Genomic DNA, 18,748 nt, shown 5'->3' on the forward strand with positions numbered 1-18,748 from the left:
TCCTCCTTGTCGGAGTCCTTGTCGTGCTCGTCCTTGCTGTAGTCGTCGTCACCGTTGGCCAGAGCCCTCGCCAGCGCTCCGCCACCCGTGTGGACACCGCCCTTGGGCTCCTCGTCCTTGTCGCCCTTGTCGTAGTCCTCCTTGTCGGAGTCCTTGTCGTAGTCGTCCTTGCCGGAGTCCTTGTCGTAGTCGTCCTTACCGGAGTCCTTGTCGTAGTCCTCCTTGTCGGAGTCCTTGTCGTGCTCGTCCTTGCTGTAGTCGTCGTCGTGCCCGTTGGTCAGAGCCGACGCCAGCGCTCCGCCACCCGTGTGGACACCGCCCTTGGGCTCGTCGTCCTTGCTTCCCTTGTCGTGGTCGTTGCTGTAGTCCTTGTCGTAGTCGTCCTTGTCGTAGTCGTCCTTGCTGTAGTCGTCCTTGCCGGAGTCCTTCCCCTTGTCCTCCTCCTTCTCGTCCTTGCCCGACTCCTTGCCGGACTCCTTGTCGTGGTCGTCGCTGTAGGAGGACGACGAGTCCTCCTTGTCCCAGTCACTTGCGGTCATGGCGTAGGCGGCGGGTGCGATCGCCAGGGCGGCCGTGGCCGTCGCGGTGGCGAGCAGCATGCGGGCAGAGCGCATAGGTGAATCCTTTCGTCACGGCCTGGGTGGCTGACGCTTCATCACCACTTCTGCCAGGCCTTGACGTGATCCACCGTCAGCCATTCCTCCGGGTCGCACCATTTGGGGCGATCACATGGGTTACGACCACACCCTGACGGCCCTATGGCCCCGGCTGCTGCGCAGGTGGCGGGCGGGTTCCGCCACAGGAGGTTTGCCTGCTCCGGAAGTGGTGAGGCGCGTGGGATGTCCAAGTCCATCCCCACAGCCGTCACCGCCCCGGACAGCGCTCCCGGTCGTGTCACGGCCGCGCCGCCCGCGCCCGCGCCCGCGCCCGCGAAGCAGCGGGACGCGTACTTCGACAACGTCAAGTACGCGGCGATCGTGCTGGTGGCGGTGGGGCATGCCTGGGAGCCGCTGCGGGACGGCAGCCGGAGCGTCAGCGCGCTGTACATGCTCGTGTACGCATTCCACATGCCGGCCTTCATCGTCGTGTCGGGGTATTTCTCCCGCGGCTTCGACGGGCGCCCGAAACACCTCAAGCGCCTGGTCACCGGGCTGGTCGTCCCCTACGTCGTCTTCGAGACGGCGTACACCCTTTTCACCAGGTGGACCGACCAGGAGCCGGACCGCCCGATCAGCCTGCTGGACCCGCTGTATCTGACGTGGTTCCTGGCGGCGCTGTTCCTGTGGCGGCTGACCACCCCGCTGTGGCAGCGGGTGCGCCTGCCGGTGCCGCTCGCGCTCGGCGTGGCGATGCTGGCGACCCTCTCGCCGTCCATCGGCAACGACCTCGACCTGCAGCGCATCCTGCAGTTCCTGCCGTACTTCGTGCTGGGGCTGTCGCTGAAGCCGGAGCACTTCCGGCTGGTGCGGCGCCGGGCGGCGCGGATCGCGGCCGTGCCCGTGTTCGCGGGCGCGCTGGTGGTGGCGTACTGGGCAGTGCCCCGGATGACCGGCAGCTGGTTCTACCACCGCGACAGCGCCGAGGAGCTGGGGGCGCCCGGGTGGTACGGGGTCGTGATGACGCCGATGCTGTTCGGCTGCTCGCTGCTGCTGGTGGCGTGCTTCCTGGCCTGGGTGCCCGGGCGGCGGATGTGGTGCACGGCGCTGGGCGCGGGCACGCTGTACGGCTATCTGCTGCACGGTTTCGTCGCGCAGGCCTCCAAGTACTTCGGCTGGTACGACCCCGCCTGGATCCACCGGCCGCTCGGCGCGGTCGTCGTCACCGTCGTCGCCGCCGGGGTCGTGACCCTGCTGTGCACCCCGCCCGTCCGGCGTGTCCTGCGCTTCGTGGTCGAGCCGGAGCTGCGGTGGCTCTTTCGGCGGGACACGGCGGAACCGGCCCGGGAGCGGGCCGCCCTACGCGGGTGACGTCCCCTGTCCGGGCTCGCGTACCAGCCCGGCGATGTGCGTGGTGACCGTGTCGAGGATGTCCTTCCAGGCCGTCTCGTCGCCGAGCACGAGGTAGTTGAGGGTCAGTCCGTCGGTCATGGCGGCCAGGTAGCGGGCGAGGACGGGGGCGGGTACGCGCAGGTGAAGGCCCATGGTCTGGCGCAGCTGGTCGATGAGCTCGGCGTAGGTCTCGGTGTACAGCTCGTACTGCCGTCGTGCCAGATGCTCGAATCCGGGCTGGCGCAGCGCGTACTGGGTCAGTTCGTAGGTGAGCATGTGCTCGTCCGGGTGAGCCCGGACGTGGTCCCAGTACGCCTGGAAGCCGGCCCGGACGGTTTCCTCCAGGGTGGCTCTGGGCCGTATGGCCTCCTGCACCACCGTCACGGAGTGGTCGGTGAGGGTCGTGATGACGGACTCGATCAGCGCCTGCTTGGAGTCGAAGCAGTAGTGGAAGACGCTCAGGGAGACGCCTGCCTCGGCGGCGATGGACCGGGTCGTCGTCCTGGGGACGCCGTCCCGGGCCATCGCCCTGATCGCCGCTTCGGTGAGCTGTCGCCGCCGCTCGGCGGACGGCAACCGTGCCATGGATCGCCTCTCGTGGGTGTCAGCTGCTGTGGACGCCGACCTCGGAGAGGGAGTAGCCCCAGTCGGTGCCACGGTCCAGCCCTTGGACGCGTACGTATCTGGCCGGTGTCGCTGCGAACCGGGCCGTGTCCAGGCCGCCGTCGCCGGCGGTCGTGGACCAGGCGGTCCGCCAGTTCGCTCCGTCGGTGGAGAGCTCGATGCGGTACGACTTCCCGTAGGCGCGCTCCCAGTCGAGGGTGACCCGCTTGACCAGGTGGGTGGACCCGAGGTCGACCTGGTACCACTGGTCGTCGTTCCAGTCGCTCGCCCAGCGGGTGCCGGCGTCGCCGTCGACGGCCCGGTTCGGCTGGTAGCTGGTGAACAGGCTCCACTCCGAGGAACTGGCGGAGGTGGTCGCGCCGCGCGCGAGGTTCACCCCGGGCTCATGGTTCTCGGAGGCCCCCCAGGTGTCGAGGTAGGACTCGGCGCCCCGGAAGAGGTCGTCCACCACGTCCTGGCCGCCGACGCGTCGGATGTCCTCGATCCAGTCCGGGACGAGGCCGTAGTGGGCGGCGCCGTCGGTGTTCAGGTCCCAGGTGCGCTCGCCGGTGGTCTGCCGGTCGATGACGGAGCCGCCGTCGACGCTCTTGAAGGGGTACGTCACCTTGTTGGGGGCGTCCGCTCCGCGCGGTCCCGGCCAGCCGCCGACGCCGTTCATGTCGGTGCCGTAGCCGTAGCCCACGCCGTACTTGTCGCGCAGGGCCTCGGTGCGCTTGGCCTCGGAGATGAAGCCCTCCGAGCCGTGCATGTACTGGGCGATGAAACCGCCGAGGCCGTAGACCCGTTCGGTCCAGTCCATGTCCATCCAGCTGTGCGAGGAGAGCACGCCGGGGTAGGACTCGGCCTCGAAGATGTCGAGCGCGCGGCCGGTGGCCTTGACGCTCATGTGGTCGATCTCCAGCATCATCTTGCGTTTCATCATGCCCCGGACGGCGTATTCACCGAGTTCGGTGAGCCCTCTGACGTTGCACTGGGCGTCCGCGCTGTACGAGGGGACCTCCACGCCCGCCGGGAGCTCCTTCTCGGCTTCGGCCGCCGTGGCGTTGCCGATGGGGTTGTCGTGCTGGGGCCCCTTGCAGGTCTCGGTCTTCCAGAAGGTGCCGGTCGACAGGAACTGGCCGACGTTGATGGCCGTTCCGAGCCCGCCCGAGTCGAAGCGGACCCCGCACAGGGCGTTGTCGAACTTGTGGCACAGGAACATGCTGCGCACGCCCAGCGCGTGCAGCTCGTCCAGGCCCTTGTCGATGTCCGCCCTGCTGCACTGCGCGATGTCGAGGATCTGTTTGCAGCCGAAGGGCTCGGAGGTCTCGACGCCGAGGATGACGGCCAGCTTGCCCTGCTCGATGACGTCGCGGGCCTGCGCGCTGTCGGTGACGATCCGGAACCAGCCCTTGCCGGTGCCGCCGTACATCTTGTCGATGAAGGCCTGCATGTCGTACGTCAGCTTGGCCTGGAGCCGGATGGACGTCATCTCGTCGCAGCTGCGGTCCTTGAAGAAGTACACGGAGCAGATCACGCCGTTGGTGACTAGGTCGTTGACCAGGACGCGCTGGCCGCCGCGCCAGGCCCGCTCGACCCAGGCGTAGTAGTTCTGCTGGTGGGTCAGCGAGTCGTGGGCGGGCCAGTCCTTGAAGGTGGGCCAGCCGACCGGGTCGTGCTTGCCGTCGCCGCCGTTGGTGATGAAGTCGAAGATGGCGAGCGAGCCGTCGGGGTAGTGCTCGGGGCAGTCCTTGAGGGCGTCGGCGACGCCCTGCTCGGAGAAGGGCTTTCCGCAGATCAGACGGCCGCCGAAGGCCTCGTTGGAGAAGATGTGGTCGTGCGCGTCGACGAAGCCGCGCACTTCGCCCTGGGCGTTGGTGCCCTTGAAGGGCTCCCCCGTGACGTTGATCCCGGAGTCCGGCGCGGGTCGGGCGGTCGGCTCCCACCAGTCGGTTCCGGCCGCCGAGCTGGGCGTGGGGCCCAGCACGATGGACAGCATGAGCAGCAGGAGCGACACAACGGTGACGTTTTTGCGTCTGCGGTACGGGCGTCCGGCACTGGTCACTGCCCACGTCCCTCGGTCGGCGGGATGCGGGGTCGGGTTGTCATGACCTCGCAAGATGTGCGAAAGAGGATCGCCATTCCCGCTCTACGAGTCAAGAGTCCGGGACGGATGACCTGATGACGGGGCGTCGGTTCACTCGCCGTGGGTGACCCGGATCTTGGACTGGCCGTGCGGCAGCGCCTCCCAGTCCGTCATGAAGCGCGCCCGCAGGCCGTGCTTCTCGGCCAGTGCCACAAGGGTCTCGGTGCGGTAGTAGAAGTCCTCCCGCAGGACGTGGTGTTCCTCGCCCTCGGTGCGGTCGAAGGTGAAGTCGAACCAGCCGCCGGGGGCGAGCACCCGGCCGACGTTGGCCAGGCACTCGTCGATGACCGGGAGCGGCGAGTGGGAGAAGACGCTGTGCGCGTGCACGACGTCGAAGTGGGCGTCGGGCAGGAACCGCAGCGTCAGGTCGCGTACCGGGGTCAGCGTGGGGAGCCGCCGCTGCAGGCCCATCTCCGCGACGGTGTCCTGGGCGGCGAAGAGGATGTCGGGCGAGATGTCGATGCCGTAGTAGTGACCGGGGTCGAGGTGGCGGATGAACCGCCAGCCGCCGCGCAGGTTGCCGCACCCGATCTCCAGCATCCGGTGCTCGGGGCGCAGGCCGTGGCCGACCAGGTAGTCGAACTGCATCGCCCCGAGCGCCAGCCACCGCTCGCGGCTGTGGCTGCCGACCGCCGTGTCGGGGTCGGCCCGGGTGTCGGAGCGCATCACGGCGCGGTAGTAGGAGACGTGGTCCGGGTGGCGGTTGCGCAGCCATATGTCCCGGGCGGTGCGGGCCAGATGGCGGGGCACGCGGTCGGGGTGGCGCAGGGCGTAGGCGAGGCGATGGGTGAGGGCAGCCCGGTTGACGGTGAGGTTCCTGGCCGGCATGCGAATCGTGCCTTCCTTGGGACGCGGTGCCCTCAGTGGGCGAACACCATGCTCGTCAACGCCACGTGGAGGGCCGTACCACCGAGGATGCTCACCAGGGCGTTGCGGCGCCACAGGTGCAGGCCGACGGTGACGGCCAGGGCCAGCAGCGGGGCGAGGACCCGGGGTTGGGTCAGCGGCAGGTCACGCAGGCAGTAGACGACGAGGATCACCATGATGCCGGCGGGCATACGGGTGCTGAGGTAGCGCACGGTGGCGCTCGCGCGCAGCGGGGCGAGGGCGGCGAAGGGCAGGGCGCGCAGGGTCCAGGTGACGGCGGCTGCGACGAGCACCGCGGCGATGGCATAGCGGGCGTCAGGCATGGCTCGGCTTCCGGGCGGTGGCGAGGTGCCGGGCCAGGAGCCCGGCGAGGAACAGGGCGAAGGCCGCCAGGAGCATCTGGCCGGGGAGGAGCAGACGGGCGGCGAGGGCGCTGAGGAGCGCGAGCAGCGGCGTCGGCAGGTCGCCGTGCCGGTCGCGGACGGCGTCGAGGGCCAGCACGGTGAACAGCGCGGTCAGCGCGAAGTCGAGGCCTGTGACGCCGCCCGGGATCAGGGCGCCCAGCAGGGCTCCGACGGTGGCGCCTGCGGTCCAGTACAGGTGCAGGAAGAACTGCAGCCAGAGGATGCGCCGTCCGGACCAGGAGCGGGCCTGCTCCCCGGCGGTCAGGGCGTAGACCTCGTCGCAGAGCGCGAAGGTGCTGTACGTCCGGCCCAGGCGGCCCGTCACCCGGTGCAGGGGGAAGGACAGCGCGTAGAAGACGTGTCGCAGGTTCACCAGGAACGCGGCCACGGCGATCGTCGCCAGCGGGGTGACGGTGGTGACCAGGCCGATCAGCAGGAACTCGAACGATCCGCCGAAGACGACCGCGCTGGACAGGCTCGCCCACCACCAGTCGAGCCCCGACCGGGTGACGAGCGCCCCGAAGGCGATGCCGAGCGGGACGAACCCCAGGCCCACGGCGGCGGAGTCCTGGAAGGCAGCATGCCGGGGCGAGGCGCCGACAGCGGCGGCGGATATGGGCATGGCGACATTTTAGGAAAACTCGTACCTCATATGGTTGCCGATAATGGCTCTACGATCAGCTCGTGAGCAATGAAGTGAGCCTTGATGCGCTAGATCGAGAAATTTTGTTCCATCTGCGCCAGGACGGTCGGCTGACCAATGTCGAGCTGGCCAAACGAGTCGGCCTGACACCGCCCCCGTGCCTGCGCCGGGTCAAGCGACTGGAGGAGGCCGGTGTCATCGCCGGCTACCGGGCCGTCATCGATCCGCAGGCCGTGGGTCGCGGGCTGGAAGTCCTCATCGACGTCGAGGTGAGCGCCACCGACCGCAAGACCTTCCTGGACTTCGAGGACACCGTGGCCTCCTACGAGGAGGTCACGGAGTTCCGGAGGATGTTCGGCCGCCCCGACTACTTCATCCGCGTCGCGGTCGCCGACCACGCCGCCTACGAGGCCTTCCTGACCGGCAAGCTCACCGGCATCCCCTGCGTTCTCCGCGTCGAGTCCCACCTGACCATGAAGACGATCAAGGCCGGCCCGTGACCGACCGCTTGAAGGACTGGACCAATACGCCGCCATCCCTCATGATGACGCCGCCATGACAAAGTAGCCGTCGGGATGGATGGTGCCCGTGCGCGGATCCTTGGTGAGGACCACACTCGCCGCCGTACTCCTCCTGCCCCTGCTGATGTCCCTGCCCGGGGCAGCGGCCGCGGCCGAGCAGCGATCCGCCGTCGAGGCCGCCCCGCCCGGGGTGACGGCCGTCGCGGAGGACTGGACGCCGCCGCTCAGCACCCGGGGCCGCTGGATCGTCGACGCCGACGGGGACCGCTTCCAGCTGCGCTCCGGCAACTGGCACGGGGCCAGCGGCACTTGGAACGGGTCCGGCGATCCGGCCGACGACGCGAGCCACCACGCAGGCGAGAACTCAGGGCGGATTCCGCTCGGTCTGGATCGCGCCCCCATGGCCGAGATCATCGCCGGGTTCCGCGAGATCGGGATCAACAGCATCCGGCTGCCCTTCTCGGGCGAGATGGTCCACGACAGCGGTCCGGTCACGGACGACGCCGTCGCCGCCAATCCCGCACTGCGCGGCAGGACCCCGCTCCAGGTGTACGACGCGGTGGTGCGTGAGCTGACCGCCGCCGGGCTGGCGGTGATCCTCAACAACCATACGAACACGACCCGTTGGTGCTGTGGAGTCGACGGCAACGAACGCTGGAACGCGAGCCGGTCCACCGAGGAGTGGGAGAACGACTGGCTGTTCATGGCTCGCCGTTACAAGGACAACAAGCGGGTCGTCGGCGCCGATCTCTACAACGAGGTCCGCCGCGACATCTGGGACGACCCCAACTGGGGCCTCGGCGACGACCACGACTGGTTCGCGGCCTCGCAGCGCGTCGGCGACCGCATCCTGACCGAGGCCAACCGGGATCTGCTGATCATCGTCGAGGGCATCAACTGGACCGGCATCCCGGTCGACGGCTTCGCGCACGAACGCCCCACCCTGGAGCCCGCCCGCCGCCTCTCCCACACCCTCGTCGACTCCGGCAAGCTCGTGTACTCCGCCCACTTCTACGACTACACCGGCCCGAACCACAGCGGCGCCACAGGAACGGGCGAGACCAGCGATCCCCGTTACCGGGACCTGAGCCCCGGTGAGCTGATCGCCGTCCTGAACCGCCAGGCCTTCTTCGTCACCTCCGAACAGGACCGGCACTTCACCGCTCCCGTCTGGATCAGCGAGTTCGGCGTCGGCGGCCGGGAGGAGACGGGCACCAAGCAGCGCGCCTGGTTCGAGAACTTCGTGGACCAACTGATCCGCACCGACGCCGACTTCGCGTACTGGCCGCTGGTCGGCTGGCACGAGGACCGCAAGGGCAACGGCTGGGCCCTGCTCCACTGGGACGCCGACGGCAACCGCATGGGCCTCTACGACGGTGACGACTGGCGCGCCGCGGCCTGGACCCGGCTCATCGAGGCCGAGGGCCGCCGCGGGCCGGTGGCACCGGTCGCCGACTGGTCCATGCTCAGCCCCGACCACGGCGACTTCGTCCAGTCACGGCGGATGAGGGCCCTGCCCGACTGGGACTCGGGCGCCCGCAAGGCCGTCTGCCCCGACGGGCAGCGACTGCTGGGCCTGAGCCACACCGGCAACCGGGGCCTGTGCTCGGACGTGGCCGCCGGTGCCCTGTGGGACCCGGCCGGCGGGCACGAGGTCGTCGTCGACGAGCGGTATGTCGCATCGGGGAGCGACTGGGCGTCGGGCTACACCAAACTCCAGTGCCCCGACGGCCGGTTCCTCATCGGATACAGCGTGCGCGGCGCCGCGGTCTCCGCCGCCCTGTGCGCCACCGCCCCGGCCGGGAGGCTCGGCGCGAGCGGCCGTACGGTCTGGTTCGACCGGGGCGACAACCGAGGGGCGGCCCCCAAGGGCGGGGACTTCGCGCAGGGCCACTACAAGGGGCAGTGCGCGGACGACGAGTACGCGGCCGGGGTCGCGTACACCGGTCGGGTGGGTTCCTCCCGGACTCCCGACGCGCTGTACTGCCGCAAGCTGAGCTGAACGGCGCGGTCGGGGCATCCTTGAACCCGGATGCCGATCGTCTGTGCTGTCGCCGTTCTCGCCGCCGCGAACCTGCTGAACAACTGGCTCGCGCGGAGCCCCGGCATGTATGTGGTCGTCTGCGTGGCCGCGACGGCCGTCCTGTTGCTCCTCGCCCGCTGGGACGGTCTCACCCGGGCCGACCTGGGGCTCGACGCGGCAGGGCTGCGCCGGGGACTGCGGTGGGCTCCCGTGATGGCCGGGATTGTCCTGCTCGTGGTGGTGCTGCTCCTCGCCGCCCCGGCCGGCCGCGAGGCGTTCCGGGACGCCAGGGCCGCCGATCTGTCGGTGGCGCAGGTGCTGTGGGTGACGCTGGTCCGGGTGCCGTTCGGGACCGTGCTGCTGGAGGAGACCGCGTTCCGTGGGGTGCTGTGGGCCATGATCCGGCGCCGGCGCGGTACGGTCTGGGCCACCGGTGTGTCGTCGCTGCTGTTCGGGCTGTGGCACCTGCTGCCGTCGCGCGGCATCAACCGGTCCAACGCCGCCGTCGGTTCGCTCTTCGGGGACGGCCCGGCGGGCGTGGCACCGACGGTGGCCGTCGCGATCGTCGCCACGGCCGTCGCCGGGGTCGTCCTGTGTGAGCTGCGCCGCCGCTCCGGCAGTCTGTTGGCACCGATGGCCCTGCACTGGGCGGTCAACGGCTTCGGTTACGTCATGGCCTGGGCGGCGGCCCGCTGGTGGCTCGACGGCTGAGCCCCCAGAACTCCAAGGCTGAACCCTCAGAAGTTGATCATGTGCCCGGCGAGGCCGTGCACCGCTTCCTTGACCGCCTCGCCGAGGGTCGGGTGGGCGTGGACGTTGCGGGCGACCTCGTGGACGGTCAGGTCCCACTGCTGAGCCAGGGTCAGTTCGGGCAGCAGCTCGGTGACGTCTGGGCCGATCAGGTGGCCGCCGAGGAGTTCGCCGTACTTGGCATCGCTGATCAGCTTCACGAAGCCGGTCGCGTCGCCCAGACCGTGCGACTTGCCGTTCGCGGTGAAGGGGAACTTCGCCACCTTCACGTCGAAGCCCTGCTCGCGCGCCTGTGCCTCGGTCCAGCCGAAGCTGGCGATCTGCGGCTGGCAGTAGGTGGCGCGCGGGATCATCACATAGTCCAGCTCCATCGTCTCGGCGTCCGCGATGGTCTCGGCGGCGATGATGCCCATGGCCTCGGCGGCGTGCGCGAGCATCAGCTTCGCGGTCACGTCGCCGATGGCGAAGATGTGCGGGACGGACGTACGGCAGCGGCCGTCGACGTCGATCGCGCCGCGCTCGGTGACGGTCACGCCGGTCTTGTCCAGGCCGTAGCCCTCGACGTTCGGCTGGAAGCCGATCGCCTGGAGCACCTTGTCGGCCTCCAGTACCTGTTGGGCGCCGTCCTTGCCGGTGACCGTGACGCGCACCTGCTCGCCGGACTCGTCGACGGCGTCGACCCGGGTGGAGGTGAGTACGTCGATGCCCAACTTGCGGTACTGCTTGGCGAGTTCGGCGGAGACCTCGGCGTCCTCCAGCGGGGCCATCCGGTCCAGGAACTCGACGATCGTGACCTTCACGCCGTAGTTGTGCAGCACATAGGCGAACTCGACACCGATCGCGCCCGCCCCCGCGATGACGATCGACCGCGGCAGCTCCTCGGCCAGGATCTGCTCCTCGAACGTCACCACGCGCGCGCTGCGCCGGGTGCCCGGAAGCAGCTTCGGCGTGGCGCCGGTGGCGATGATGCACTGGTCGAAGCCGATGGTGCGGGTCTCGCCGTCGTAGCCCGCCACCTGGAGGGTGTGCGGGTCGAGGAAGGTGCCGCGGCCGTCGATCTCGGTGATCTTGTTCTTCTTCATCAGGTAGTGGACGCCCTTGACCCGGCCGTCCGCGACCTTGCGACTACGGCGGAACGCCTCGCCGAAGTCGAAGGAGACCTGCCCCTCCACCTTGATGCCGAACGTCTTAGCCTCGCGCGTGAAGATGTGCGCCAGTTCGGCGTTGCGCAGCAGCGCCTTGCTGGGGATGCAGCCCACGTTCAGACAGACGCCGCCCCAGTACTTCTCCTCCACGACGGCGACCCGCTTGCCCAGCTGGGCGGCGCGGATGGCGGCGACATAGCCGCCCGGGCCCGCGCCGAGGACCACGACATCGAAGCGCTCGTCCTGCTCGACCATGGAGAGTTCCTTCCTGAGTACGACATCCCGCTCTGCTGGTGGCCGGGCCGTGCCGGGCACGGCGTACGGCTTCTTCCAGCATGACCGCATCGACGATGTTGTGTGGCGATGCGGGTGAGTGACGGTGATCTCAGGTGCCGTGTGCTCCGACGGTCGGGTCAGGTCCCCGGCGTGGTCAGCCGAGGCAGACGAGGTTGAGCACGCAGAGCTGTGCCGGTGACGTCTCTTCGGGTGCGGGGCTCGCCGGTGACGTGGAGGTTCCGGTGTCGGAGCCGTCGGTCGCCGTCGGGGTCGGCGCCTGCTCGTCGGCCGACGAGTCACCGCTGTCGCCGGAGTTGGAGCCGCCCGCGGTCGGGGAAACGGTCTGCGTCTGCGGGACCGTGGTCGCCGTGGGGCTCGGTGTGGCGGCCACGTCCGGTCGGGTGTACTGCCGCGTGGTGTGCGGCGTGGTGACGGACTCCCGCTCCGCGTTGGTCGGAGACAGATGCGAAGGGGTCGTGGCGGTGCGCGGGGCATCCTGGGTGTCCGGCGCAGTGGACGCCGGACGGGTGAACTCCGTCTGCTGCTGCTCCGGGAGCTCGGCGGTCGGCCTCTCCGGCGCGGTGGCCGCCTGGGCCTTGTCGGTGCCTCCCCGGTTCATCGCCGAGACGGTCAGCCCGCCTCCGACCAGGGCGACAGCGGTCGCGACCACGGCCCGGCGCTGGTTCTTCTTCCAGCGGGCCCGCTGGCGACGCCGCGCTGCCCGGCCCATCGGGGCGACGGGCACACCTTCTACGTCCGGCGCGTCGGCGGGCAGGTCGACGGGTGCCGTCTCGTCCAGGTCGGCGCGCGGCGCCGGCTCGTCCCGGAAGTAGCCGTCGTACCAGGTGTCGACGGCGGGCGTCTCCCACTCCGGTGTTCCGGTCGCCGCCGCTCCGGGCATGATCGACGCGGTGGAACCCCCGGTCGCGGAGGGAGCGATGTCCGGGGCGTAGGCGCCGCACCCGGGGCACACAAGTGCCCCGTTGAGATGCCGACGGCACGAGGAGCAGTAGTCCATCTGCGAGCTTCCTGGGGGTCGAACGGCGGTGATCGAATGGCTCGCAACGCTAACGAGGCTTTGGACAGGCTGTGCGCAGTCCAAGTGATGCTCCTGTGGAGATGTCCCACGAAGCGTGTGGGGACCATGACCGGCTCATGTCCGGCTCGGTGACCGGCTCACAGGTCGCAGCAGCCCTCGCGGCGCATACGGCGGCTCACCTCCAGCCATTCCTCGTCCGCCCGTCGCTCGGTGGGGGTGGTGGCGGTGGCGAAGGCGTCGACCAGGTCGGCCTGCTCGAACAGAACGCCGCCGCGCAGGACCGCCGCCGTACGGATCAAGTCGGTGAAGTCGGTGAAGGGATCGCCGTCCACGACCGTGAGATCGGCGAGCTTGCCCTCCTCCACGGTGCCCAGGTCGGCGTCGGCGCCGAAGACGCGTGCGGGCAGCAGCGTGGCGGTGCGCAGCACTTCGGCGGGTGACAGGCCGGCGCTGTGCAGGGCGCGCAGGGCCAGGTGCAGGTGCAGGCCGACCGGGACGATCGGCTGGTCCGTGCCGAGGGCGATCAGGCCGCCGCCCGCGAGGATTCGCTGGTAGACGCCCATCTCCCTTGCCAACGTGGCCAGTTGGGTGGCGGTGGGCGGCGTTCCGGCCTGCTCGCGGACCAGCGCCGTGTCCCACGGTGGCATGAGCGCGGTGACGCGCGGGTCGTCCGCGAGCGCGGGGTCGGCGCCGAGCAGGGCGAGCGCGGTGAACGGGGTGGCGACGAGGTGGAAGCCCGCGCGGGTGTAGATCTCCTCGACGTCCTGGTGGGCGCGGCCCGTGGCGGAGGTCGCGTGCCCGTACTCCAGCCGCTGCGTCGCCTGCAGATGGGTGGTCAGGTCCTGGCCCAGCTGCACACCCGGCGTACACAGATGGCTGCCGCTGCGCACCCCGAGCCGCTCGTGCGCGAACTCCGCGGCCTCGTTCATCACCCAGCCCGGGGCGCGTACGTACGTCTTCACGAAGTCCCAGTCCAGCGCGGCCCCGCGCGCCAGTGAACGGTGCAGTCCCTCCGGGGTGCGGTGGGCGCGGCCCATGCTGTAGGCGACGCGCGCCCCGTCGAGCAGTTCGCCGGTGGTCAGCAGCCGTGGCCCGGCGAGGGCGCCGGCGGCGACCGCCTCGCGGATGCGGGCCTGCTCGTAGGCGAAGCCTCCCAGGGAGACGGCGGTCGTGATGCCGTAGGCGAGTTGGAGCGCGGTCTGACGGCCGCCGTACGTGGTCTGCCAGGGGTGGGTGTGCGCGTCCCACAGGCCCGGCAGCACGGTGCGGTCGCTCGCGTCGACGCGGCGTGCGGCGGGGCGGCCAGTGCGGTGCGGGGACACCTCCGCGATCCGGCCGTCGCGGATCACGACGTCGATGTCCTCACGGACGTCCGAGCCGGTGCCGTCCCAGAGGCGGCCCGCGTGCACGACCGTGTCGGCCGGGCGCGGTCTGCGCAGCTCCAACGGGACGCGGACGGTACGGGTCCGGCCGCTGTCGAGGTCGAGCAGGCGCAGGGTGCCGGCGGAGAAGTAGAGCAAGGTGCGGGCGTCGGCGGACCAGGACGGGTGGTCGGCGGGTTCGGTCGTGAGCCTGCGGGGCTCGCCTTCCGGGGTGCCGTCGGCCCGTACCGGCAGCAGCCAGAGCGCCGACTCGGCGATGACGGCCATCCAGCGGCCGTCCGGGGACCAGACGGGGCCGGAGTCGTAGCGGTCGGAGAGCGAGGTGTGCGGGGCGAGGGCGTACAGGGTGGCGGATTTGGTGGTCGTGTCGACGACGCGGATGAGGTTGTAGCCCTCGCGGAAACGCTGGTTGAGGCGGTTGCGGTCGCACAGGGCCACGTACCGGCCGTCGGGCGACCAGCTGGGCCGGCCGGGCAGGCCGCCGGTGCCGAGCGGCGCGGCGAGGATCTGCTCGCTGCCGTCGGGCAGGTCGCGCACCACGAGGTTGCCGGACATGTCCAGGCAGGCGAGCCGCGTCCCGTCGGGCGACAGAGCGGGGAAGACCCGGCCGCCCTCGGCGAGCACGGTCTCCGCTCCGGAGTCGAGGTCTCGCCGCCGTACGGCGAACAGTCCGTCGCGGTCGTCGGCGTACACCAGCGCCGTGCCGTCGGGTGTCCAGGTCGGCGCCAGCACATAGCGGGTGGCGGGGACTTGCAGGACCTTGCGCGGGGCACGGCCGCCCGTCGTGCCGCCGATCCACAGCGCGTTGAGCGCGGCGAAGGCGACGCTGCGGCCGTCGGGTGACAGGGCGGGCAGGTGCAGGGCGCGGACGGGGCGGGTGCCGGCGCCGTCGAAGTCGTAGGCCTTGGCGCGGTAGCGGGGGCGATGCACGGGCAGGGCGGCCGTGAACGGGATCTCCTCGCCGGTGGCCGGGGCGTCCGGGTCGACCAGGCGGAAGTGTCCGTCGACCGTGAGGAGCAGTCGGTCGCCATCCGTCCAGCGGGGCGGTGCGGGGAGGAGGTCGCCCTCGACGGGGACCGGTTTCCCGTCCACGACGAGGGTGCAGGAGGCCGCGGGCGAGGCCGTGGTGCGCAGGTAGGCCAGGCGTCCGCCGGGTGCGACGGCGGGCGTCATGAGCTGGGCGCCGGAGTCGTCGGTGTGCTCGGTGGTGACGGGGCCCGCGCCCTCGGCGGGCACCGACGCGACGGTGCTCGCGCGCAGGGCGCCCGTCGCGGTGACGCCGGCGCGGACGAACAGCACGCGCTTCCCGTCGGAGGACCACGCCGGGTCGAAGTCCTCCCAGCGGGCGTCCTGCCCCGGGCCCTGCTGTCCGGGGTGCCCGGTGAGCCGGGTCAGCTCGCCGGTGCGCACGTCCACGACCCAGATGCGGTACGGGGCTCCGGTCACGGTGTCGCCGCCGCGCTCGGAGGCGAACGCGACGCGGGTGCCGTCCGGCGACCAGGCCGGGCCCCGGTCGTCCCACGGTCCGTGGGTGAGCTGCCGTAGCCCGGTGCCGTCCGGCCGCAGCGTCCAGAGGTGGAAGCCGCCGCCGCGGTAGGCACACACGACGAGTCGGCTGCCGTCGGGCGAGAACTGCGGGCGGGTGGGTTCGAGGCCGGGCGGGGTGAGCTGGACGGCGGTGCCGCCCTCCCTCGGGATGGACCAGAGCACGTTCTGGATCTCGGCGACGAGCCGGTCACCGGAGGGGGCGAGGGTCGCGGAACCGCCGGTGGCGGCGGTGAGGGAGAGGGTGGTGGTGCCGGTGGCGGCGGTCGCGACCGGGGTGCCGACGGTGGTGAGCGCCGTCGCGGTGACGCCGGCGGTCGCGGTGACCTGGAGGAATCTGCGGCGGGAGAGCGGGCCGATGTGAGGGGCGGCTGAGGCGTCTGCGGGGTCCAAGGAAGCTCCCAGTGCACGGAGTTGGCGGGCCGGACAGGAGAGACCACTGGTGGCAACGTAGAGGGCGGGACCCGGTTACGGGCCCCGCTCTGGCGTTTCTCGGCCGATCTTCGTGCCTGCTGGACCAGAAAGAGCAGTTGTGGGGCACTCCATGGGGCTCGGGGCCGGGCAGGCGGCGGCATGTCGTAGTTGAGTTGAAGTAGCACGCTGTCATTGCGGCCCGGTGAGGACACGCCCAGGAGGCGATCATGGACGTCACACGCAGGACGGACGACGAACAGGCGGCCCGTTGGAAGGGACCCGCCGCGCATGCCTGGGTGGCGATGCAAGCACTGTTGGACAGGATGCTCAAGCCGTATGAGGACCTGCTCGTCGAAGCGGTACCCGACGGGCACGAAGGCCGGGTGCTCGACGTCGGCTGCGGGACCGGTGGCACCACGGTGGCCGTCGCGCGACGGCTCGGTCCGGGCGGTGGCTGTGTCGGCGTCGACATTTCCGCGCCGATGATCGCCGCCGCCCGGGAGCGTGCCGAGCGGGAGGCGGCACCGGCCTCCTTCGTCTGCGCCGACGCAGAGGATCACTCGTTCGAACCGGCTGTCTTCGACACCGTGATCTCGCGTTTCGGTGTCATGTTCTTCAACGACTCCGTCCGGGCCTTCGCGAATCTTCGGCGCGCGGTGAGGGACGGGGCCGGGATGCGGTTCATCGTCTGGCGCGGCCCCGAGGAGAATCCGTTCATGACGACGGCCGAGCGCGCCGCGGCACCGCTCCTGCCGAACCTCCCCGCCCGCCGGCCGGACGGGCCGGGACAGTTCGCTTTCGCGGACGCAGGCAAGGTCCGCCGCATCCTGGAGGAGAGCGGATGGGCGGGAATCGACATCCGGCCGATCGACGTCGCCTGCACCCTGCCCGAGCCGGAGCTGATCGGCTACTTCACCCGGCTCGGGCCGGTCGGTCAGGTGCTGCCCGAGGCCGACGAGCAGACCCGCGCACGGGTCGTCGAGACGGTCCGCGCGGCGTTCGATCCGTTTGTGCGGGGCGCCGAAGTCCGCTTCACCGGGGCCTGTTGGCTGGTCGACGCCCGAACCGGCGACCCCGGCCCCGACGCGAAACTTTCGTGATCTCGGCACCCCTTCCTGAGCGCGAGCGCACCGGCACATAGTGAGGGAGCGGTGTTACGGGGTCGGCCACGGGAACGGTGATTCAACGAGATGACGCTGAAGAAAGCCCTGGTGGTACGAGGCGGTTGGGAGGGGCACCAGCCGGTCGCAGCCACGGAACTCTTCCTGCCCTTCCTCCGGAGCAACGGCTACACCGTCCGCGTCGAGGAGTCGACCGACGTCTACGCCGACGCCACCGAGATGGCCGCCACCGATCTCGTCGTCCAGTGCGTCACGATGTCGCAGATCAGCGCCGAGCAACTGGCGGGACTGAGCGCGGCGGTCGAGGCCGGCACCGGCTTCACCGGCTGGCACGGCGGCATCGCCGACTCCTTCCGCGCCTCCTCCGACTATCTCCACCTGGTGGGCGGACAGTTCGCGACGCACCCGGGCAAGGAGCCATGCGATCGCCAGGGCGGCCAGGAGGACAACTACCTGCCGTACGCCGTCACCCTCACGGAGCTCGGCCGCGAGCACCCCGTCACGGCGGGCATCGACGACTTCGAGCTGCACACCGAGCAGTACTGGGTGCTCCACGACGACCTGATCGACGTCCTGGCCACCACCACCCATCCCGCCCGGCCGTGGCAGCCCTGGCACCGGCCGGTCACCTCGCCGGCGATCTGGACCCGCCACTGGGGCGCCGGACGGATCGTGGTGACGACGCCGGGGCACAGCCTCGACGTGCTGGAGGACCCGAACGTCCGCACCGTCATCGAGAGGGGCATGCTGTGGGCGACCCGCACCGCGTCGGCGTCGTAGGGCTCGGGGTCATCTCCCGCGCGTATTTGGACACGCTCGCCGGCCATCCCGCCGTACGGATCACCTCGGTCGCCGACCTCGACGCCTCCCGGTCGGCCGCGGTCGCCGCCGAGTTCCCGGGCGTCGAGGCGCTGACCGTCGAGGAGTTGCTGAGCAGCCCGGACGTGGACACGGTGCTGAACCTCACCGTCCCGGCGGCCCACGCTCAGATCGCCCTCGGCGCCATCGGCCACGGCAAGAACGTCTACGGAGAGAAGCCGCTGGCCGCCGACTTCCCGGACGCCCATGCCGTGGTGGAGGCCGCCGCGAAGGCCGGTGTCGGGGTGGGGTGCGCGCCGGACACCGTGCTGGGCACCGGAATCCAGACGGCGCGGGCCGCGGTGGCGGCGGGCGTCATCGGGCGCCCTCAGTTCGCCTCGGCCGTGATGGTCACCGCGGGGCACGAGCGCTGGCATCCGCACCCGGACTTCTACTACACCGCCGGGGGCGGCCCGTTGCTGGACATGGGGCCGTACTATCTCGCGTCCCTGGTCCATCTGCTGGGCCCCGTGCGTGCCGTGATCGGGGCGGCCGGCCGGCTGCGCGCCGAGCGCGTGATCGGCTCCGGCCCGCGTACGGGCGAGCGGATTCCGGTCGAGGTGGACAGCCATGTCTCCGGCGTGCTGGAGCACGTGAGCGGGGCGCTGACGACGATCACGACGAGCTTCGACGGCGTGACCACGACAGCCGTCCCGATCGAGGTCCACGGTGACGCGGGCACCCTGGCGGTTCCGGATCCGAACCACTTCGACGGTGAGGTACGGCTCTTCGAACTCGGCGGCACGCAGTGGTGTGCGCTCCCGCCGTCCGCTGGGTACGTGGACGCCGCACGGGGCGTCGGTCTGCTCGACTTCATCACCGCGGACGGGCAGCGGGCACCCCGGGCGAACGGTGACCTCGCCCTGCATGTGCTGGAGACGATGAGCGCACTGCTGCGCTCGTCAGCGGAGGGTCGCCGTATCGAGCTGACGACGTCGGCGGAGCCGCCCGTACCCGTCCCGCTGACGCCCGCCGACGAGTGGCGGGGAGGCGCCGGCCGACCCTCGCCGACGCGGTGAGCGC

Annotated in this window: 15 protein-coding genes and 1 pseudogene; 7 read left to right on the forward strand and 9 right to left on the reverse strand. The window is 70.7% G+C overall.

Annotation, left to right across the window (positions count from 1 at the left end; genetic code table 11):
• A pseudogene (locus ACIA8X_RS43170) lies at positions 1-614 on the reverse strand (DNA primase); the annotation flags it as partial.
• 225 nt (positions 615-839) lie between these two features.
• Between ACIA8X_RS43170 and ACIA8X_RS43175 the strand changes: the two are divergent.
• Positions 840-1,967 (forward strand): acyltransferase family protein, encoded by a 1,128-nt coding sequence (locus ACIA8X_RS43175; protein WP_399460598.1) that lies wholly within the window; start codon positions 840-842, stop codon positions 1,965-1,967.
• On the opposite strand, the gene ACIA8X_RS43180 is transcribed toward ACIA8X_RS43175, so the two are convergent.
• From ACIA8X_RS43180 to ACIA8X_RS43200, 5 genes are all read right to left on the reverse strand, one after another.
• Positions 1,956-2,573: a TetR/AcrR family transcriptional regulator gene (locus ACIA8X_RS43180; RefSeq protein WP_393460747.1), complete on the reverse strand. Its 618-nt coding sequence runs from the start codon at positions 2,571-2,573 to the stop codon at positions 1,956-1,958. The genes ACIA8X_RS43175 and ACIA8X_RS43180 overlap by 12 nt on opposite strands.
• A gap of 19 nt (positions 2,574-2,592) precedes the next feature.
• Positions 2,593-4,656, reverse strand: a complete 2,064-nt coding sequence (locus ACIA8X_RS43185) for a discoidin domain-containing protein (RefSeq protein WP_393460750.1) — start codon at positions 4,654-4,656, stop codon at positions 2,593-2,595.
• A 132-nt stretch (positions 4,657-4,788) separates the two neighbouring features.
• Positions 4,789-5,565, reverse strand: coding sequence for a class I SAM-dependent methyltransferase (locus ACIA8X_RS43190; RefSeq protein ID WP_393460753.1), 777 nt, complete (start codon positions 5,563-5,565; stop codon positions 4,789-4,791).
• 32 nt (positions 5,566-5,597) lie between these two features.
• A complete protein-coding gene (locus ACIA8X_RS43195) occupies positions 5,598-5,927 on the reverse strand; it encodes a branched-chain amino acid transporter permease (RefSeq protein WP_393460756.1) in 330 nt (109 codons plus the stop codon).
• Complete coding sequence (locus ACIA8X_RS43200) at positions 5,920-6,630, reverse strand: AzlC family ABC transporter permease (RefSeq protein ID WP_393460759.1); 711 nt, start codon at positions 6,628-6,630, stop codon at positions 5,920-5,922. Before ACIA8X_RS43200 ends, ACIA8X_RS43195 begins: the two co-directional genes overlap by 8 nt.
• Positions 6,631-6,692: 62 nt before the next feature.
• On the opposite strand from ACIA8X_RS43200, the gene ACIA8X_RS43205 reads away from it, so the two are divergent.
• The 3 genes from ACIA8X_RS43205 to ACIA8X_RS43215 all read left to right on the forward strand — a co-directional run bounded on the left by ACIA8X_RS43205 (position 6,693) and on the right by ACIA8X_RS43215 (position 9,906).
• The gene (locus ACIA8X_RS43205; RefSeq protein ID WP_393460762.1) at positions 6,693-7,151 is read left to right on the forward strand and encodes an Lrp/AsnC family transcriptional regulator; all 459 of its coding nucleotides are present in this window, start codon (positions 6,693-6,695) and stop codon (positions 7,149-7,151) included.
• Between the two features lie 79 nt (positions 7,152-7,230).
• Positions 7,231-9,174: a glycoside hydrolase family 5 protein gene (locus tag ACIA8X_RS43210; protein ID WP_393460765.1), complete on the forward strand. Its 1,944-nt coding sequence runs from the start codon at positions 7,231-7,233 to the stop codon at positions 9,172-9,174.
• A gap of 30 nt (positions 9,175-9,204) precedes the next feature.
• Positions 9,205-9,906, forward strand: a complete 702-nt coding sequence (locus ACIA8X_RS43215; RefSeq protein WP_393460768.1) for a CPBP family intramembrane glutamic endopeptidase — start codon at positions 9,205-9,207, stop codon at positions 9,904-9,906.
• A 26-nt stretch (positions 9,907-9,932) separates the two neighbouring features.
• Here the strand turns inward: ACIA8X_RS43215 and lpdA are convergent, their stop codons facing one another.
• The 3 genes from lpdA to ACIA8X_RS43230 all read right to left on the reverse strand — a co-directional run bounded on the left by lpdA (position 9,933) and on the right by ACIA8X_RS43230 (position 15,725).
• Positions 9,933-11,345 carry a dihydrolipoyl dehydrogenase gene (lpdA, locus tag ACIA8X_RS43220; RefSeq protein WP_393460949.1) on the reverse strand — a complete coding sequence of 471 codons (1,413 nt, stop codon included), beginning with the start codon at positions 11,343-11,345 and terminating at the stop codon, positions 9,933-9,935.
• 175 nt (positions 11,346-11,520) lie between these two features.
• Complete coding sequence (locus ACIA8X_RS43225; RefSeq protein WP_393460771.1) at positions 11,521-12,384, reverse strand: hypothetical protein; 864 nt, start codon at positions 12,382-12,384, stop codon at positions 11,521-11,523.
• A 158-nt stretch (positions 12,385-12,542) separates the two neighbouring features.
• A complete protein-coding gene (locus ACIA8X_RS43230; protein WP_393460774.1) occupies positions 12,543-15,725 on the reverse strand; it encodes an amidohydrolase family protein in 3,183 nt (1,060 codons plus the stop codon).
• 248 nt (positions 15,726-15,973) lie between these two features.
• On the opposite strand from ACIA8X_RS43230, the gene ACIA8X_RS43235 reads away from it, so the two are divergent.
• The 3 genes from ACIA8X_RS43235 (at position 15,974) to ACIA8X_RS43245 (ending at position 18,744) form a co-directional block, all read left to right on the forward strand.
• Positions 15,974-16,846 carry a class I SAM-dependent methyltransferase gene (locus ACIA8X_RS43235; protein WP_393460777.1) on the forward strand — a complete coding sequence of 291 codons (873 nt, stop codon included), beginning with the start codon at positions 15,974-15,976 and terminating at the stop codon, positions 16,844-16,846.
• A gap of 90 nt (positions 16,847-16,936) precedes the next feature.
• Positions 16,937-17,647 carry a ThuA domain-containing protein gene (locus ACIA8X_RS43240; protein WP_393460780.1) on the forward strand — a complete coding sequence of 237 codons (711 nt, stop codon included), beginning with the start codon at positions 16,937-16,939 and terminating at the stop codon, positions 17,645-17,647.
• Entirely contained in the window at positions 17,617-18,744 is a 1,128-nt protein-coding gene (locus ACIA8X_RS43245) for a Gfo/Idh/MocA family protein (RefSeq protein ID WP_393460783.1), read from the forward strand. The genes ACIA8X_RS43240 and ACIA8X_RS43245 overlap by 31 nt, the downstream gene beginning before the upstream one ends.
• Positions 18,745-18,748 lie beyond the last annotated feature (4 nt).

Source organism: Streptomyces sp. NPDC051738 (assembly GCF_044453205.1).
Lineage (GTDB): Bacteria > Actinomycetota > Actinomycetes > Streptomycetales > Streptomycetaceae > Streptomyces.

Excerpts from the sequence above, each read along its gene's own strand:
- ACIA8X_RS43175 (WP_399460598.1), top strand. The coding sequence starts at position 840 with ATGTCCAAGTCCATCCCCACAGCCGTCACCGCCCCGGACAGCGCTCCC.
- ACIA8X_RS43180 (WP_393460747.1), bottom strand. The coding sequence starts at position 2,573 with ATGGCACGGTTGCCGTCCGCCGAGCGGCGGCGACAGCTCACCGAAGCG.
- ACIA8X_RS43190 (WP_393460753.1), bottom strand. The coding sequence starts at position 5,565 with ATGCCGGCCAGGAACCTCACCGTCAACCGGGCTGCCCTCACCCATCGC.
- ACIA8X_RS43195 (WP_393460756.1), bottom strand. The coding sequence starts at position 5,927 with ATGCCTGACGCCCGCTATGCCATCGCCGCGGTGCTCGTCGCAGCCGCC.
- ACIA8X_RS43200 (WP_393460759.1), bottom strand. The coding sequence starts at position 6,630 with ATGCCCATATCCGCCGCCGCTGTCGGCGCCTCGCCCCGGCATGCTGCC.
- ACIA8X_RS43210 (WP_393460765.1), top strand. The coding sequence starts at position 7,231 with ATGGTGCCCGTGCGCGGATCCTTGGTGAGGACCACACTCGCCGCCGTA.
- ACIA8X_RS43215 (WP_393460768.1), top strand. The coding sequence starts at position 9,205 with ATGCCGATCGTCTGTGCTGTCGCCGTTCTCGCCGCCGCGAACCTGCTG.
- lpdA (WP_393460949.1), bottom strand. The coding sequence starts at position 11,345 with ATGGTCGAGCAGGACGAGCGCTTCGATGTCGTGGTCCTCGGCGCGGGC.
- ACIA8X_RS43225 (WP_393460771.1), bottom strand. The coding sequence starts at position 12,384 with ATGGACTACTGCTCCTCGTGCCGTCGGCATCTCAACGGGGCACTTGTG.
- ACIA8X_RS43235 (WP_393460777.1), top strand. The coding sequence starts at position 15,974 with ATGGACGTCACACGCAGGACGGACGACGAACAGGCGGCCCGTTGGAAG.
- ACIA8X_RS43240 (WP_393460780.1), top strand. The coding sequence starts at position 16,937 with ATGACGCTGAAGAAAGCCCTGGTGGTACGAGGCGGTTGGGAGGGGCAC.